General features: G+C 33.7%; 1 protein-coding gene. It reads left to right on the top strand.

All coding sequences use genetic code 11. The annotated features are described in order from the left end of the window. Positions 1-198: 198 nt before the first annotated feature. The coding region (locus tag N2Z58_09370; protein MCX7654867.1) for a polysaccharide biosynthesis/export family protein at positions 199-1,744 on the top strand (1,546 nt) is incomplete at its 3' end.

Here is a 1,744-nt window from a genome sequence, read left to right as displayed (position 1 = left end):
CCCTCCTTTGTTCGGGAAACTGACTCTATTCATTCACTGAATGAATATTACCATATATATTATCGGAAGTCAAACAAGAAATTTTTATACTTTCGTAACATACAATGCTAATGATAGATGTTATAATGAATTTGTGCACAAAAGATAAAACCATAATTTTCGTCTAAAATATTGAGAAAGCAAAGGGAGGAACCGAGAATGAAAAAGGTTGCATTTTTTCTATTTCTTTTTATACTTTTTGCCATTGCCTTTTCAAATGTAGTGAGGGTTGGAGATACCATTGTAATTGAAGTTTTTGGAGAACCAAATTTTACTAAAACATTAACTGTCTCAACCCAAGGTACGATATCTTATCCATATGCTGGAACTGTCAAAGTTGCTGGCTTAACAGTTGAACAAATAAAATCTATCATAGAGCAGACTGTTAGAAGGTTTGTTAAGGAGCCAATTGTTACCGTCTACATTGCAAAACAAGCACCACTTTACATCTATCTCCAAGGTGCTATAAATAGAGTAGTTGATGTAACGTATATACCAAATCTTACTTTGACTAAGCTTTTCTCTATCTTAGGGTTTAGTGTAAACTCAGAAATTGATTTCTCTAGAGTTACTATAATTCGCCCAGGAAAGTCAACAACTTACAATCTCCTTCCCTTTTTCTATGGAGATTACATAAAGGACGATCCAATTTTATCTGAAGGTGACATAGTTTATCTTCCACCACTCACAAGTGACATGAAAGTGCAAGTAAGTGGTGCTTATACACTTATCACACCGTTCGAACCAGGACTAACCTTAAGAAGTCTTTTATTAAAATTGGGGCCACTAAACAAAGAAAACGCACAGTTAGAAAATGCTATTCTTGTTATTGATAATAAAGCAATGTATGTAAATCTTGAAGATGTCATCTATGGAAAATCAAACTATGATATCAAACCTGGTGCAACAATTTACATTCCAAAGCGTGAAGAAAGATACGTTTACATTTTGGGGTATATTCCAAATCCTGGTGTTCATTCATTCGCTATGAATGAAGAGATGACACTTTCTTTGGCAATTGTTAAGGCTGGGGGAATAACAAAAGATAACGAAAAGTGGATTGAAAAAATTGTTATTACAACACCTGACGGAAAATCAAAAGAATATACTAAAGAAATACTTCAAAAAGGGAATGAATTAAAATTGGTATCCGGGAGTGCTATTGAAATAAAGAAATACGCAGAATTCAGAGTTTATCTGACAGGGGATTTACAAACAGGTGTAATAACTTTTGAGCCAGATGAACCAAGAACACTTGCAGGATTGTTGACAAAGATAGGTGGGATAAAAACAGATCAATTTAAGTGGATAGAGAGCATAAAGGTAAATGGAAATGTGGTTGATAAAACAAAACTCGAATCGTATACATTAAAAGACAAAGATGTAGTAGAGATAAAAAAATATCCAGAATTCAAAGTGTACATAAGTGGAGATTTTGTGATGCAAAGTCAGGTTGTATTCGAACCAGATGAACCAAAGACGTTGCAACAACTGTTTGTAAAAATAGGAGGACTAAAAACAGATCAATTCAAATGGATAGAGAGCATAAAGATAAATGGAAATGTGGTTGATAAAACAAAACTTGAATCGTATACATTAAAAGACAAAGATGTGGTGGAAATAAAGAGATACGCAGAATTCAGAGTTTATCTGACAGGGGATTTACAAACAGGTGTAATAACTTTTGAGCCAGATGAACCAAGAA

The organism is Fervidobacterium sp. (assembly GCA_026419195.1).
In the GTDB taxonomy this organism is placed as follows: Bacteria; Thermotogota; Thermotogae; order Thermotogales; family Fervidobacteriaceae; genus Fervidobacterium.
Note: the sequence above shows the minus strand (reverse complement) of the source record. Positions and strands in the feature narration are given on the sequence as shown.